Origin of the sequence: Streptomyces sp. NBC_00667, from assembly GCF_036226825.1 — a bacterium.
Classification (GTDB): domain Bacteria; phylum Actinomycetota; class Actinomycetes; order Streptomycetales; family Streptomycetaceae; genus Streptomyces.
In genome coordinates, this window is record NZ_CP109022.1 from 6829223 (window position 1) to 6843893 (window position 14671).

The following is a 14671-nucleotide window of genomic DNA, read 5'->3' on the forward strand; positions in this document are numbered from 1 at the left end:
TCTTGACGACACTCTCAGCAACCAGCCAAACGCGGACGGCCGCAACCGGTTCGGGGCCGGTGGCACCCAACCGAATGGCGCTTTCGCCTGTCTGGCGGAGGCGGCCTGCCACCACTGCCCGGTCGGCTCCTTGCCGGCGCCGCGTCCCGGACGAGGGCGATCACGGCGCGCCGGGTGGGCAGCCCACCGCGCCGTCCGCGCAGTCGCCACCCTGCACGACCTCGCCACGGACGGGTGAAACCGCAGGTCAGCCAGCATGCGACGCTGCCCGCACCCACCCTTCTGCCGCACCTTTCAGGACGGGAGCATCGTCGTCATCGGTGACTGCGGCGGCGTCAGACCCGGCAGTAGCCAGGGCTGGAAGGGGGCCACGACGGCAAGGACGACGAAAGCCAACCCGACAGCGGCGGAGAAGGCCGGGCCCAGGCGCCACAGCTTCTCGATGAAGATCACCACGGCCACCGCCGCCATCGCCAGGACGTTCATCACGCCCAGCGGGACGAGAACGATCATCAGTCCCCAGCAGCAGCCGACGCAGTACGTCCCGTGGTGGGCCCCGACCCGAAGGTCGCGGGCCCCGGGCCGGAAGCCGGCGTAGCGCACGAGCTGTCCCATGGGACTGCGGCAGTGGCGCAGGCAAAGGCTCTTGAGCGGGGTGAACTGGTACAGCCCGGCGAGTAGGAAGGCGCCCGCGCCGATCCAGCGCCCCACGGCGGGGTGCTCGTCCACCAAGGCCCCGGTCGCCGCGAGGAGCCCGTATGCGATCAGGCCGAAGACCGTCCAGGCCAGGAGGTAGCCGCCCACGAACTGGGTGGTACGGGCCACCCGGACGGCTCCGGCGGACTGCCGGCCGATGGCCCTGGTCCAGGTGATGGCGACGGGGGCCACGGACGGGAACATCATGGCGATCATCATCGTCAGCCAGAACAGCAGGAACAGCGGGATGCCCATGCCCATGGTCCCCGGTTCGACCCCCATGTCACGGGCCTGGCTGACGACCAGCACCCAGGCGAGCAGGGCGATCAGGGTCATCAGGGACCAGGCGAGTGCCAGCTGCCGGGCAGACAGCAGGTTTGCCGGACGCAGGGGTGGTGCCATGGCCTTCCGGTCGAAGCGCACACTTCCAGCACATCACAGTGGACCTGTACGTGCCCGTGCGGATCCGGGGCCTCTCGGCGGCCAGAGGAGGATACTCTGGAGGGAGACCCTGTACGACCCGGGCGTGGGCCGGCGACGGATCCCGGGGGTTCTGCCATCCGCCCGAGACCGACGTCCGGTACGCGGTCACGAGGAGGCAGGGAGATGTCCGAGACCACGGCGACCGTTCCGAAGTGGCACGCGGCAGGCGACTGGTTCGACACCTGCAAGTGCAACGTGCCCTGCCCCTGCTCCTTCGCGCAGCTGCCCACCGACGGCGATTGCGAAGGCATCCTGGCGTGGCACATCCGCGAGGGTCAATACGGGGACACACGGCTGGACGGCCTCAATGTGCTGATGCTGGGCTCGTTCGTCGGCAACCTCTGGGCCGAGCACTCCGACGCCTTCGCGGCGGTCTTCGTGGACGAGCGCGCCGACGACGCGCAGCGCGAAGCACTCCAGATGATTTTCGGTGGCCAGGCGGGCAGTTGGCCCGCCGAGATGATGAACATGATGGGCGCAGAAGTGCGCGGCATGGAATTCGCCCCCATCGAGTTCGAGGTCGCCGACGACCTCGGGAGCTGGCGGGCCGTCGTCCCCGGCCGGGTCGAGGCAAGCGCGGCAGCACTCACCGGACCGAACACGCCGGAGGGCGCCCGCGTCCAGTCCACCAACCTGCCCGGCGCGGAGACCGGACCGGGCCAGGTCGCGACCTGGGGCCGTTCGACAGCGGACCGCGCGGACGCGTACGGATTCCAGTGGAGCAGGGAAGGCCAGTCCAGCAAGCACATCACCTTCGACTGGAGCGGGCCCGACAGGTGAAGGCTCGGTGACCGCCGGGCCCAGATCGTGCGCCCGCCGGCCGCACGGGCCCTTGAGGGAATCGGGGGTCAAGGTCTGTCTGCACGCACAGGTACCCGTACGTGTGGCTACGGCAGAACGTGCCGTAGCCGTCGTGCGGCAAACCTGCCCAAGTCCCCAGCCACGCACGAGTGTCGGTCCGGGGCGCGCGCTCGACACGATCGTGCCTCGGACCGACGGCAGGGCTGACATCGTGGACCTCAGCGGACTGCCGGGATGGGCAGCGGGGCGGCGGGGCTGACGGGCGCGGTCAGGCGGTCCGCGCCGGAAGGGGCCGGGACGGCGGCGAAGACGGCGTCCTGCTGCGCTTGGAGCTCCTTCTTGCGGTCAGGGCTCGTCGAGGGAAGGCGCTGTTCCTCGTACAGCAGGTGGGTCACTTCCTGGGCGTGCTTGCTCGCGGGGGTGTGGAACTGGACCTCGAAGAGCTGGCCGGAGCCGGGTGCGCGCCAACCTGTGTTGAGGCCCTTGTAGCCGGCGGTGCGGCCCCAGGTGTTGGACCACTTGGTGGAGTTGTTGCCCCAGGCGGACAGGAGGGTCGAGGCCGTGGTGACCCCTTGGGTGTAGGTGCCGTCGGGCCATTGCAGGGTGTAGCGGACGGCGTCGCTCAAGCGGGCGAGGACGTCGTCGACGTCTTGCTGGGGCTGTTCCTTGAGGGAGGTGGCGACCTTGCGCTTGAGGGAGTCGGGGGATTTCAGGCGGTGGTCGAACCCGATGAGTTCCGCTCCCGTGGCCAGGGCGGCGGTGTGCACATCCGTACTGATCGTCCGCTCGGCTTCCCGCGCCCGGTCGAGGTAGGCGTCGACCTTGGTGTTGTCGGCCGCGTCCAGGGTGAGCCCGCCCTCCCCCTTCCAGCCCCCGTCACCGGGCCCGGCCGCGATCGCCGGCTGGACCCCGGTGGTGAACACCGCAGCCAGCGCTGCCGTCAGCAGTGCGTGGGTGAGCGTGGGTGCGGTGACCTTGTTCGTCGTCATGCAGTCGCCTTCGTAGGGGATGGAATGGCCTGCCGGCAGCGACAACCGGAGGAAAGGCGTCCAGGTAACGGTGAGGCGGTGGGGGCGGAAGCCCCGCGGTCGGCCCTGCCCTCGGTACGGGAGGGGGTGACGGGCTCCCACGGGGAACTGCTTGGTTGCAGACCGGCCGGAGACGCACCGCTACCACCAGCGGTTCCAGGAGACGCGGCTTCGCCTGGACACCCCGGTCGCCGGCCCGGCCGAGTCAGGGAAAAACCGTTTGGCGGACGAAGGTCGGCCACTGCTACATTTCCGGAGGCCGTGCGAGAGAACGAGGAGGTGGTACCCGTGAACGCAGTATCGACATGGGTGCTCCCCTCCGGGGTCACGGTCGGGCGATAGACAGGTCGTCCGGGAGCGCCGTTCCAGTGCACTCCCGAAAGGCACGACCATGCATTTCACTTCCGAGCAACGCCTCGACGACGGCGTCCTCGAACGCGAATTCACCCTCGGTGAGATCCCCGGCATCCTGTGGACGCCCGAAGCCGCATCCGCTTCCGCACCAGTGCCACTGATCCTGCTCGGCCACCCTCCGCTCGGGCTGCGCAAGATGTACCCCCGGCTGGTCGCCCGGGCCCAAGACGCAGCTGCGGATGGCTTCGCGGCGGCCACCATCGAGCTCCCCGGAAGCGGCGACCGGCCCGCTTGGCCCGCCCTCGATCAGGCCCGCGCCGATCTGCGCCGGGCGATGCGGGCCGGCGAGCCGGTCAGCGACGGGGTGGTCGACGCCCTCGTCCTGCCCCTGGTCGACAAGGCGGTCCCGGAGTGGCAGGACGCGCTGGACGCCTTCCTCTCGCTGCCGGAGATCGGCGGTCCGGTCGGGTATTCGGGGGGCGTGATCTCCATCGGCATCCGGCTCGCGGTGGTCGAGCCGCGCATCGAGGCCGCCGTTCTGTTCGCGGGGAGTCTCGTACCGCGCGTCATGTTCGAGGAGGCCCGGCAGGTCACCATTCCGCTGCACGTCCTGCTGCAGTGGGACGACGAAGGGAACGACCGTCAGGCGGCCCTGGACCTGTTCGACGCCTTCGGTTCCAAGGAGAAGACGCTGCACGCCAACATGGGCGGGCACACCGGCGTCCCGCAGTTCGCGGGGGACGCCGCGGCCCGGTTCTTCACCCGGCACCTGAGGTGAGGTCGGGCCGTCAGGCCCGCAGTAGGCGGTACTGATCTCGGCGGCTCGCCGCTCACCGAGGAGGGTCCCGGCCCTCCGTAACGGTCTGAACCGTGGGCCCCTGCCGAACTCCCGGCAGGGGCCCACGCTCCGGATGTGATGAACAGGACTCACCATGACGGTGCCGGGGGGCAGGCGAGAGGGACAACCAGCGCTCTGGCCAGCACGACGCAAATGGTCATTTAAGATTCAAGGCGGCCGCGGGGCCACGGCTCAGGCCGGCCGATCGATGAGATCGGACGGGGTCGGGGCCTTGGTCCGGGTGAGGACCACATAACGCTGATCATGAAGAAACCCGGGGAATCGCGTGACCGCCGGCGGGCCACTCAGTGGTGTGGGGTGCCCAGCCCACCCATGCAGGAACAGATGATCCCCAGGGAGAAGTGAGGTATGCCAGTGATCTGCGTCGGAGGCATGATCGGGATCGGCAAGACGAGTGTGGCCGAGCTGCTCGCCAAGGAGCTGGGCAGCGAAGTCTTCTACGAGAGCGTGGACGACAATCCGATCCTTCCGCTGTTCTACACGGCGAGCCCGGAGGAGATCCAGGCCAAGCGCTACCCCTTCCTGCTGCAGCTCTACTTCCTGCAGACGCGGTTCGCCGCGATCAAGGAGGCGTACAAGCAGGGCGACAACGTCCTGGACCGGTCCATCTACGAGGACTGGTACTTCGCCAAGGTCAATCACGACCTGGGCCGGATCAGCTCCCTTGAGATGCAGGTGTACGAGGGGCTGCTGGGCGAGATGATGCGCGAGATCGACGGTCTGCCGTACCGCAAGGCGCCCGACCTCATGGTCTACCTCAAGGCGGATTTCGAGACGGTGCTGCACCGCATCGGGCTGCGCGGCCGCGGTTTCGAACAGGACGAGAGCCTCGTCGAGTACTACCGGACGCTGTGGTCGGGCTACGACGACTGGGTGCACAAGCACTACTCGGCCAGCGACGTCCTCGTCGTGGACATGAACCACACGGACGTGGTGAACAACCCCGAGGACGCGGCCCGCGTGGTGCGGGAGGTCAAGGAGGCCCTGGCGGCAGTCTCACACCGAGCCTGAGCTCGGACCGGGCCGTATCGGCGGGAGCCCCACCGTCCGGGCACAGACCCCCGGGCGGCGGCCTCCGGGCGCGAGCGCTCCCAGCTTTCTCACTGGCCCACCGCTACCGCGGATGGATGCCGGCGTCCCTCTCTCCGGACTCGCGGCGCACATCCGCTTCGCACGCCACCGGGTCGGCTTGCTGCGACTCGTCACCGATCCGCTCGCATCCGTTCGCCGGCTGCCCGCTTTCACGCGGCTCCCCATGGCCGTCCATGCAGGGCGCGACATGGCGCGGACGAAGCCGTCCCCGCGCCGGCGTCGGCGAAGCAGCCGGCGTTGTGGCCGGCTGAGAACCGAGGCTCTGAAGCCGTCTGCCACGGCGTGCGGGTGGTGGGGAAGCGGAGACGGCCCTGCGTCCGGGCGAGTTCAGGGCCGTCACGCGCGGGCCGCCCGGGAAGACGGGACGGGGTGTTCACGCCTTACCGCTCAACGCGGTCCCAGCGGCCGGCCATCGGCGTGGCCGTCGGGTGCCACTCGCGGCGGAGGAGGCCGAAGACCCAGGAGTCGGAGACGTCGCCGTTGACGACGCAGTCCTCGCGGAGGGTGCCTTCGTGGACGAAGCCGAGCTTCTCCAGGACCCGGGCGGACGCCAGGTTGCGGGTGTCGGTCTCGGCTTGGACGCGATTCAGGTCGAGGGTATCGAACGCCCACCGCAGGACGGCGTGCGCGGTCTCCGTGGCATAGCCGTGGCCCCAGGCGGCGGCATCGAAGACGTAGCCCAGGGACGCGCTGCGGAAGTCCGGGTTCCAGCTGGTCAGGCCGCACCAACCGATAAAGGCGCCGTCGCGGACGCGGTCGACGGCCACCCGCGCTCCCGTGCCTTCCTCCTCGATCGTCCGGCAGGTCGTGATGAAGCGCTGGGCGCGGGCCGGTTCGGTCCACGGTGGGGAGTCCCAGTAGCGCAGCACGTTGGCGCTGCTGTGCAGCGCGTAGAGCGGCGCCGCGTCGGCGTCGGTGAACGGCCGCAGTCGCAGGCGGGCGGTGTGCAGCTCGGGGGTGGGCAAGGTCATGTGGAGCATCCTGCCGCGTCAGGATCGCCCGCGCCCATCCGTTTTATCCGGACGGCCGGGGGCGCGTACGTCCCGGTGACGCCGGACACGCCGTACGGGCTGTGAGCCCGCAGTACCGTGCCGGCATGGCGAGCGAACGGCGGCCGTACCGGCGCACCTTCGGGATGCCGACCAGCCTCGGCGGCCGGGGCTGAACTCGCCTCAACCGCCCTGGCGGCAGCTTCCATCCCAGCACTTCGCCTTCCTCCTGGACTGCACATGGACTCGTTGCCCGCCTTGCGCGGCATGGACGTGGCGGTGGCGCGTGACTCTCCGCAATCGCACCCCAAGATCCGTGCCGGAACCGGAAACTCGTGAACAATCCGGCCTGTCTGCGCCCGTCACCGCCTCGTCATCTGCCCACTGTCATCTGGTGAGAGATGCGCAGGTCGCGCGTTGTCGTGACCAGTGGGAGCTGGTCGTCCTCGGCCCGTCGAGCGGCGTCCGCACGGCGTCTGGGCGTAAGGCATCGCCGTTCGCGGAGACCGAGTCGATGACCGGGTTGGTCTTGAGGGCCGTCGATGCGAGGCACTGGCCTACGAGGCCGGCCCGGCCGGTCTCAGCGAGATGGCCCCGCTCCAGCTGGTCGAGCCCGTCGAACCACGCCTGCCGGCACCTCCTGCCCTGACCCCACGCCGACGTCCCCGCTGTCGCCCCGCTGCCCGTACGGGGGCAACGTGTGCTCGGTTGCCCGGCGTTCCGGGGGACGGCCCTGGCTACGGGTTTGGTGATCAACGGCTGATGATGTTGGGTGATCATGAAAATTTCTGGGTTGTGACCCGGTCGCGACGACCGGCGGAGGAGTTCTTGTGAAGGCTGTTGCACGGGGGACCGCAGTCGCGGTGGCGCTGACGCTGTCGCTGACGGCGTGCGAGGGCGGGAGCGCCCAGACGGGGAAGGCGGCAACGAGCGGCGCCGTTACGGGCGGTTCCGCGTCTGGCGGTGCGGCGAAGGGCAGCGCGACCGCGGGTGCCCCGACCACGGGGAAGAAGGCGTCGGACTCGCCCGCCGAGGGCGGTGAGCGGTCCTCCGCCCCCGCCGCGACCCAGCAGCCCATCACACCGAGGATGCCCCCGGTCTGGGTGGATGCGACGGGGCTGTACTACGCGCTCCCGACCGAGAGGAACATCGGCGACGTCTTCGTCGACGGTGATCCCGTCCTGGTCCAGGACGGGGCAGCGCGCAGCGCCTGCTCCGAGGAGACGAAGACGCAGTGTGCCGGGGTCCAGGCCGCCGGTAAGAAGGAGATGGAGGCCCGGGGCAACGCGGACAAAACGCGATATGAGTTCACCCTCTTCACCTTCGAGACGGAGGCGCAGGCGGGTACGGCGATGAAGGGCCTCGCGGAGCAGCGGCGGAAGTCGAGCGCGGAGGACGGCGTACCGGCGAAGCCGCTGACGGTGGACTCCGGCGCCGACGCGACCGAAGCGTTCCGGGACGGCGACGTCAACCACGTCGTCATGCGCATCGGCACCGTCGTCGCCGACGTCCTCGTCCATATCCACGCGGACGACATCGCGCGCAGCAACGTGGAGCACGCAGCGGTGGTCCAGGTCGCCCGCGTGAAGTCCGTGTCGTCGGGCATCGACCCGGACCGCTGAGCCGTCGGGACTCCGGAGCGATCCGATGCTGAGCCGCCCGACGGGTCCTGCTCCGCATGCGGTCTGCGCATGGACGATCGGATGCGTGGAACCCGAGCCCCGGCGCCCCCTGCCCGGACCGGCACCCGGGACGGCGCCGGACCTCTCGGCGGACCTGGAGCTGTTGGAGCGGACCCTGCGCGAGCGGTTGCCCGGTGCCATGGGTGCGACAGAGGAAGAGATCGCCGCTACCGAGGCACGTCGGCGTGCAGTGCACGAAGGGTGTCGCGGTCCTCGGCTGTGAACGGGCGGGAGCGCTGGTTTCCTCCCCTCCCGCTCACCGCCTCGTACATGGGTCAGGGACAAGTCTCTTCGGTCTTGGCCACGGTGAAGCTGACGGGCTGCCCGGACAGCGCGGTCCCGGCGGACGGAGCCTGTGTGCACACCTTCCAGTTCGACTCCTGGAGCACCATGCGGCCCTGCAAGGCGTCCTTGACGGTGATGGAGGCGTTCGACGGGAGCGCCCCGCGTACGGCCTTCATGCCCTGCCCGACGAAGTTCGGCATCGTGCTGCCGGCCGGCTTGGGCGCAGCGACGTCGCCGGCAGGACAGGTCTCTTCGAGCTTCACGGCGCCCAGATCGATGGTGGTGCTGGTCTCCATGGCCACGCCACCGGCCGGGGATTGGCTGCACACCTTCCAGTCGCGGTCGAGGACCTGCATTCGGTCCCGGCCGAGGCTGTCGTGGGATTTGAGGGCGTAGAACCCGCTGGCCTGCGCCTCGTCTTGTGCGGTCTGGAGGCCCTTACCGACGAGGTTGGGGAGGGTGGCGGTCTTGCCCTTCGCCGGGGGCGCGGCCGCCGGGGCTGACGCAGCCGGCGTGGTCGCTGTGGGCGCCGCCGAGGTGGGGGCAATGCTGGGAAGGTCGCCTTGGCATGCGGTGAGGGTGAGGGCTGCGGCCGCGGTGAGCAGGGCGATGGCGTGGTGTGTGCGCATCCGGTCATGCTCGCGGGGCGTGTGCGGCTGTGAGGTGACTGTGACCGGTCTGTGACGTGTGAGAGCCCTACGCGTGAGCGGGACTTCGGTGTCCGGGGACGCTGGAGAGGGCCGCAGGGTGGGGCACGCGAGCCGCTTTTGCAACCAGAGCCTGGCTCTTGGAAGTGCTCTGCGCACGGTGCTGCATGCGGATCGAATCGTACGGCAGCAGCGCTGCTGCCTGGCTTCAACCGGGCCTCCCCCTGCCGGGATGACGATGATCGATCCGCTCCACGGCTGAATCCACGGGGGACGTGGCCCGGGCGGCGGGCGTGGCGTCGGGATCTGTGCGGGTTGTGGGGTGATGATGCCGCAGTGCGACTTGATCACGTGTCCTATGCGGTGGCCCGCGACAGCTTCGTCTCGACCGTCCAGTGGATCGGATCGGCCCTCGGCGCCGGGTTCGTCGACGGGGGCGTGCATCCGCGATTCGGCACCCGCAATTTCATTCTCCCGCTGAGCGGCGGCACCTACGTCGAGGTCGTCACCACACTCGACCACCCCGCCGCCGACCGCGCACCCTTCGGCCGGGCGGTCGCGCGCCGCGCCGCCGAGGGCGGCGGCTGGCTCGGTTGGGTGGTCTCCGTCGACGACATCGCCCCAGTCGAGGCCCGCCTTGGCCGCACCTCGGCCGAGGGACACCGTGTCCGCCCCGACGGCTTCGACCTGCGGTGGAAGCAGATCGGCCTGCTGGAACTGCTGGAGGACCCGCAACTGCCCTATTTCCTTCAATGGTTGGTCCCCGTCGAGGAACGCCCGAGCGCTGACCCGCGCACCTCCACCACCATCCACGGGGTCTCCATCGCCGGCGACGCCGCCTCCATCGCCGAATTCCTCGGCGAACCGGCCGACCACCCCCTCGACCAGATCGACGTCACCTGGGTCGAGGATGAGGAGCCGGGCCTGGTCTCGGTCGAGTTCGCCACCGCCCACGGTCCGGTCACGATCTGACCAGGGCCCGACTGCGCGATGGGCCGAGCACCGCCGCACTCTTGAGGCCGTCGCGTGGAAGTACCGCACCAGCTCGCCCTGGCGGCGGACGTCGACGACGACATCGACTGGACGGTCTCGGTGGACTCCGCGGTCATCCGGGCAGCTGGCGGTCCATTTCCGCGAGCCCGCCGATCGCGGGCTCGGATGCTCCGGCGGCGGGCTGAGCACCAAGGCCAACTTGGCGCAGACGGCCGCGCACGTCCTCTGGCCTTCACTGTCACCACAGGCCAAGCAGGTCATGTACCCGCCTTCGAGACGGTGATGTCCCGCATTCGCGTGCCTCGAAGCGGGCCGGGCAGGCCACGGACCCTCTCTGTCCTGGCCGACCGCGCGTATTCTTCCCGCGCCATCCGCAACCACCTGCGCCGTCGGGGCATCCGTGCGGTCATCCCGCAGCCCTCCGGCCAAGGCGGCCACCGCCTGCGGCGAGGCCGGCTCGGCGGCCGTCCGCCCCCGCCTTCGACGCGGAGGCCTACAAGCAGCGGAACGCCGTCGATCGCGCATCAACCGCCTCAAACAGTGGCGCGGCCTGGCCACACGAACCGACAAGCTCGCGACCGCTTACTAGGCCGCACTCCACCTCGCGGGCATCCTCAGACGCGGCGCTGACCAAGAAGACAGAACCGAGTCGCGAAAGAGCGCATGGCTGCAACCGCGATGTGGGCGAGGCGTTCGCGGCGATAACCCGGAGCGGGCGACACTGGTTCCCCCCTGGCCGACCGAGGCCTGGCCGTCCTGTCCGGAAGCGGTGCGTCGCCCGATACAGCGGCGAGCGGCTCGGGGTTCACGCGCCCGCATGAAGATAGGCGGCCCAGAGCAGGGGCGCTCCTCTCCGGTCGAAGGGCGGCGGCAGGTCGTGACCGTCGCGTACCCGGCGTACGGCCTCGTGAAGGGCGCGCGCTGCGCGTTCGGGGTCCATGCGTCCGGAACCGACCCGCAGGCTGGTATAGAAGTCATCAGCGATGGTGACAGCCACCTGGTCGTCGATTTCCCAAAGCGTTCCGATGACATGGGGAAAGCCGGCGAGCTGGAACGCGGAGGTGAGATGGATGGCCTCATCGAGGAGCTGGAGGTGGTCGACGGCCGCGGTGCGGCAGGCGGACAAGTAGGCCAGTCCGGCCCGATCGAGCACGGTTGCGGCCAGAGTGGCCACGGTGAGCGGGGCTTCCCGGTGGTCGTGGAGCAGGAGCAGGCTCTTCGACGGGTCGACCGAGTCGCTGTCACCATGGCATGCGAAATGAGCGAACGTACAGTCCGGAAGGCACGTAAGCACGTTGACGCTGGTGGGGATGAGCGGCGTTGGCTCGGCGGTTCCCTCGGTGGTCCCAGGCTCCTTCAGGAGTAGAGGATGCGGTAAGTGAGGCCAGACTTTGGTCACTTCCTTCGCGACGAAATCAAGGCGCCCTTCGTCCGGAAGACCTGGCGTGGTCGGCATCGCCACGATCAAGCTGCGTGTGGCCTGTGCCGATTGGGCGGCACGGGCGTGCGCACGTTCACGGGCGTATCGCAGAGTGCGCACGCTCGGCGTGTAAGAGGAGACGACCCGGTCCATGACGGTACGCATTGGTGCGCCCTCGGCAGGGTCGGTGTGATAGCCGGCGGCGTGGAGGGGCAGCTGTCCCAACAGGCCGCCGGGGATCCACCACACCCGCGGCCACTCCTCGTCCTGGCCCTCCCGCCGACGACTTGTTGAAGGGGAGTCGGCATATCCCAAGGCTTCCAACACCGGCCCGGCGGCCACATCCCACAGCCACTGGAGCATGTCGACGAGGTGTGCCTGAGCCTGCTCTCGTTCCGTCTGGTCCGACCCGGCCGACGCTGCCTGCCGGGTTCGCTGCAAGCCGGTGATCTGATCGAAGAGCTTGTCCTCAGTGAGGAGCGGTAGTTCCACACTGGTGATGCCCGCACTGGTGAGCAGCAGGGCGTCACTGCGGAAGGCACTGACGTTGAAAATCACCACCGGACCATGGGAGGCCTCGGAAAGGAGCTCTTCGATGGTGGGTGGTGACGCGAAGGAAGAGAAGCCCTTCAGACTGCGTATTTCAGCCAGGAGAGAGGCGAACTCGTCCACGAGCCGACGACGGTGCCGTGCCTCAGGGTCGTGCTGGACCGCAGGGCCACCGCCCCCCTCGACGAAAGTCATGGAATCCGTGGGAGCATCAAGCCGCTCGCGCAACAGCGTGAACCGGCGTGCCAGCTCCGGGTGGTGCTGGCGCAGATCGGTGAGATCACTCCTGGTGTCCAGCGCTTGGCCGATCAGTACCGCCCTGCCCGCCTCAAGCAACCGTAGAGCCCGCCCAGCCCGCCCGGAAGCGGTTCCACCCGGGGCGGTAAGCGCCAACGCGGCGGCCGTGGTCGCCAGTCCGGCGAAGGCGCCGATCGCGTACTGCTGGTCACTGCGCTCGAGGCGACGAGGGGTCACTTGCGAGAGCAACAGCACGGCTTCTTCCGCTGCCTCCGCAGCCCGCGTCACATCACCGGACTCAAACAGCAGCGCAGCCGCCGTCCACGCTGCTCGGACGCGGACCGAAGGAGCTGCCGATTCTGCGGCCGCCGCCTCCAGTTGGCACCGCACTGCCTCGTCCAGATCCGCGGCAGCGCTCCCGCGTATGAATCTCTCGCCGAGCGCGACTGCGAGATTGCATAGAAAGCTCGCGCGCTCGGGCCGACTGTCGGGAACGGCTGATACCGCCTGGCGGAAGCCCAGAATGGCGGCATCCAGGTCCGCCCGGTCTTTGGTTCGCCGGAACCGACTGAACAGGGCGAGTGCGAGGTTGGACAGCGTCCTTCCGCGTTCTGGGTGATCGAGTGGTGCTGTCGCCACCGCCTTCCGGCCGACCGCGACGGCCGCTTCCAAGTCCGCCTCGGCACCAGTCCGCTCGGATCGGCTTCGTAGTGCGGTCCCCAGGTTGGACAGCCACCTCGCGTAGTCGTCATGGTCGTGCAGGGTCTCGTCCACGGCTCTGCTGAAGTGGTCGATCACGAGGTCCAAGTCCCTCAGAGATCCGTTTCGCTCGTACCTCCTCAACAGCGCACCCCCGAGGTTGGCCAGCGCCCTCCCCCGAGCCGCGTTATGGAGGGGTAGCCCGTCCACCGCCTGCTGACCTGCGTCGATGGCGGCCTCCAGGTCGGCCTCGGCTCCGGTCCGGTCGAACCGGTGCCGCAGCGCCGCGGCCAGGTTGGACGACCACGAGGCACGGTCTGGGTGGTCGGCCGGGGTCGCGGCCACTGCCTGACGTCCAAATGCGATGGCGTCGTCCAGGTCCTCGAGCGCACCGGTCAGTTCGAACCGGTCACCCAGAGCGCCGCCGAGGATGGACAACCATCCTGCCCGGTGGCGATAGCCCGGAGGTACGGTCTCCACCGCTTCCTTGATGTGATCGATGGCGGTATTGAGGTCCTCCGGCCCACCCTTGCGGTGAAACCGCTGCAGGAGTGCGCAACCGAGGTTAAGCACCATGCCGGCGTGATCGAAAGGAGCGTCGACCGGAATGCTGTACGCCTCGTGGAAGTGATCGATGGCAGTGTTCAGGTCCTCCAGCGCGCCCGTCCGTGCGAACCGGATCATCAACGCTGTCCCGAGGTTCGACAGCCGCCCTGCCCGGTCGGCATGGCGGGGCTGGCTGGCGGCAACCGCCTCATGGCCCAAGGCGATAGCTTCGTTCAGATCTTTTGGCGCACTGGTCCGTTCGTATCTCCTCACCAGCGCGCCCGCCAGATTGGACAAGGTTCCCGAGCGGTCCGAGAAGTCGGCGGGGAAGGCACGTAACGCCTTCCGAAAGTGGCCGATGGCAGAATTCAGGTCGTCCGGGTCACCGGTTCGCTCGGACCGCAGGAACAGCCCCAGGCCGAGATGCGACAGTATCCCCGCGTACTGAGGGTCGTGCGGTTGGGCGGTGGCCACCGCTTCCTGCAGCACGGTGACGGCGTCATTCAGGTCTTCCAAACTGCCGGTCAGGTCGAACAGGACAGCCTTCGCCGTCCCCAGTCGGGCCAACCGACTGGCCCGCTCGGGGTGCTCGGCCGGAGTAGCTCCCAGGATGCGCTGCCACAGATCCACCGTGGTCGCAAGCCTGCCGGAGTCCGGGTGGGCCAGTGCGTGCTCCAACATGGCGGTCGCGGTGCGGTCGGCCTCATCGGCGAGAAGGGGAAGCAATACTTCGGGCAGACCGGAGACGGCAGCCCTAAAGCACGCACCGAACGCGTCGAGTGCAGACTTCATCGCGAAGATGCCGTGGACGCTGTCCGGTAGCGCCTGTGCGCGGTACAGGTGGAACCAGCCGAGAAGGCGGAGGACTTCCAGATCGCCCCGCTCGCCGTAGGGCTCCAGGCTGCGCGCCTGGCGGACCGCTTCGGGGTCCAGCACCACGGCCAGATCACGTCGGCCGTTGATCCGGCGCAGCCGCGCCCGCAGCGCAGCCAGCTGTTCATCGCGCACCTTACCCCCCGATGCTGAGTGACACTGAGTTATTAACACATTCCCGTACGTGAGGGGGTCGTGTTGTATAACCTCGTATTCGGACGGGCAAGAGTGCGGGGACTTGTCGGACCGGGGGGGCTCATGACTCAGCATGACGAAGCTGCACACAGGCTGGCGATCGTGTGTGCGAATGCCGAAGGCATCAGTGCCCGGCTGCGCAACAGCCGCGCCGGAAGTGACACGGTCGTCCAGGATCTGCTGACCGCGGCACGCCGCGGCGACGACGTCTCGGACGCAGTCGACGTGCTCCATGCAGTCTTG

The 14671-nt window shown here is 68.9% G+C and carries 11 protein-coding genes; 6 read left to right on the forward strand and 5 right to left on the reverse strand.

Annotated features, from left to right (window positions below):
* Positions 1–294 precede the first annotated feature (294 nt).
* The gene (locus OHA81_RS30910) at positions 295–1098 is read right to left on the reverse strand and encodes a DUF2182 domain-containing protein (protein WP_329201425.1); all 804 of its coding nucleotides are present in this window, start codon (positions 1096–1098) and stop codon (positions 295–297) included.
* Between the two features lie 204 nt (positions 1099–1302).
* Between OHA81_RS30910 and OHA81_RS30915 the strand changes: the two genes are divergently transcribed.
* Positions 1303–1959 (forward strand): DUF1326 domain-containing protein, encoded by a 657-nt coding sequence (locus OHA81_RS30915; RefSeq protein ID WP_329201427.1) that lies wholly within the window; start codon positions 1303–1305, stop codon positions 1957–1959.
* 239 nt (positions 1960–2198) lie between these two features.
* On the opposite strand, the gene OHA81_RS30920 is transcribed toward OHA81_RS30915, so the two are convergent.
* Positions 2199–2969, reverse strand: a complete 771-nt coding sequence (locus tag OHA81_RS30920) for an ATP nucleotide 3'-pyrophosphokinase (protein WP_329201428.1) — start codon at positions 2967–2969, stop codon at positions 2199–2201.
* Between the two features lie 430 nt (positions 2970–3399).
* Here OHA81_RS30920 and OHA81_RS30925 point away from each other — a divergent pair, with 430 nt between their 5' ends.
* Positions 3400–4140: an alpha/beta hydrolase gene (locus tag OHA81_RS30925; RefSeq protein WP_329201429.1), complete on the forward strand. Its 741-nt coding sequence runs from the start codon at positions 3400–3402 to the stop codon at positions 4138–4140.
* Positions 4141–4569: 429 nt separating this feature from the next.
* Positions 4570–5232, forward strand: coding sequence for a deoxynucleoside kinase (locus OHA81_RS30930; RefSeq protein ID WP_329201430.1), 663 nt, complete (start codon positions 4570–4572; stop codon positions 5230–5232).
* Between the two features lie 461 nt (positions 5233–5693).
* Here OHA81_RS30930 and OHA81_RS30935 read toward each other — a convergent pair whose 3' ends face one another.
* Entirely contained in the window at positions 5694–6284 is a 591-nt protein-coding gene (locus OHA81_RS30935) for a GNAT family N-acetyltransferase (protein WP_329201432.1), read from the reverse strand.
* 848 nt (positions 6285–7132) lie between these two features.
* On the opposite strand from OHA81_RS30935, the gene OHA81_RS30940 reads away from it, so the two are divergent.
* Positions 7133–7924: a hypothetical protein gene (locus tag OHA81_RS30940; RefSeq protein ID WP_329201434.1), complete on the forward strand. Its 792-nt coding sequence runs from the start codon at positions 7133–7135 to the stop codon at positions 7922–7924.
* Positions 7925–8259: 335 nt separating this feature from the next.
* On the opposite strand, the gene OHA81_RS30950 is transcribed toward OHA81_RS30940, so the two are convergent.
* Positions 8260–8898: a hypothetical protein gene (locus OHA81_RS30950; RefSeq protein WP_329201436.1), complete on the reverse strand. Its 639-nt coding sequence runs from the start codon at positions 8896–8898 to the stop codon at positions 8260–8262.
* 354 nt (positions 8899–9252) lie between these two features.
* Here OHA81_RS30950 and OHA81_RS30955 point away from each other — a divergent pair, with 354 nt between their 5' ends.
* Both OHA81_RS30955 and OHA81_RS34675 read left to right on the forward strand, forming a co-directional pair.
* Positions 9253–9888, forward strand: a complete 636-nt coding sequence (locus OHA81_RS30955) for a VOC family protein (RefSeq protein ID WP_329201437.1) — start codon at positions 9253–9255, stop codon at positions 9886–9888.
* A 120-nt stretch (positions 9889–10008) separates the two neighbouring features.
* Positions 10009–10539 (forward strand): transposase, encoded by a 531-nt coding sequence (locus tag OHA81_RS34675; protein ID WP_443056805.1) that lies wholly within the window; start codon positions 10009–10011, stop codon positions 10537–10539.
* A 175-nt stretch (positions 10540–10714) separates the two neighbouring features.
* Here the strand turns inward: OHA81_RS34675 and OHA81_RS30965 are convergent, their stop codons facing one another.
* Entirely contained in the window at positions 10715–14368 is a 3654-nt protein-coding gene (locus OHA81_RS30965) for a CHAT domain-containing protein (RefSeq protein ID WP_329201439.1), read from the reverse strand.
* Positions 14369–14671: the final 303 nt, after the last annotated feature.

Excerpts from the sequence above, each read along its gene's own strand:
- OHA81_RS30910 (WP_329201425.1), bottom strand. The coding sequence starts at position 1,098 with ATGGCACCACCCCTGCGTCCGGCAAACCTGCTGTCTGCCCGGCAGCTG.
- OHA81_RS30915 (WP_329201427.1), top strand. The coding sequence starts at position 1,303 with ATGTCCGAGACCACGGCGACCGTTCCGAAGTGGCACGCGGCAGGCGAC.
- OHA81_RS30920 (WP_329201428.1), bottom strand. The coding sequence starts at position 2,969 with ATGACGACGAACAAGGTCACCGCACCCACGCTCACCCACGCACTGCTG.
- OHA81_RS30925 (WP_329201429.1), top strand. The coding sequence starts at position 3,400 with ATGCATTTCACTTCCGAGCAACGCCTCGACGACGGCGTCCTCGAACGC.
- OHA81_RS30930 (WP_329201430.1), top strand. The coding sequence starts at position 4,570 with ATGCCAGTGATCTGCGTCGGAGGCATGATCGGGATCGGCAAGACGAGT.
- OHA81_RS30935 (WP_329201432.1), bottom strand. The coding sequence starts at position 6,284 with ATGACCTTGCCCACCCCCGAGCTGCACACCGCCCGCCTGCGACTGCGG.
- OHA81_RS30950 (WP_329201436.1), bottom strand. The coding sequence starts at position 8,898 with ATGCGCACACACCACGCCATCGCCCTGCTCACCGCGGCCGCAGCCCTC.